Origin of the sequence: Bacillus sp. SIMBA_008, from assembly GCF_046535495.1 — a bacterium.
Lineage (GTDB): Bacteria > Bacillota > Bacilli > Bacillales > Bacillaceae > Bacillus > Bacillus subtilis.
In genome coordinates, this window is record NZ_JAWRWL010000398.1 from 1 (window position 1) to 275 (window position 275).

General features: G+C 70.2%; 1 protein-coding gene. It reads left to right on the plus strand.

The features are described 5' to 3' along the window. Positions 1–10: 10 nt before the first annotated feature. Positions 11–275 (plus strand): DUF3500 domain-containing protein (locus SB658_RS23760; protein WP_410602771.1); only part of this gene is annotated, 265 nt, incomplete at its 3' end.

The window sequence follows — 275 nt, forward strand, 5'->3', positions numbered from 1 at the left end:
TGACGAGTATCTGCTCGAGAACAGCAGCAGCACCGAGACCTCACTCGGCCAGTACTACATCGCATTTTTCGGCGACCCGTCGGACACGTCCGCATGGGAGGTGCAGTTCGGCGGTCACCACCTCGGCATCAACGCGGCGCCGACTCCGACGAGGTCGATGGGGCCGTCGTCCGCCCGCAGCAGAGGCAGGATGGCGGCGGTCGCCGCGTTCACGCCGTCGGCCGCGGCGAGGCCGGGGGCGCCCACGCCCTCGCGGACCACGTCGCCGGACGAGA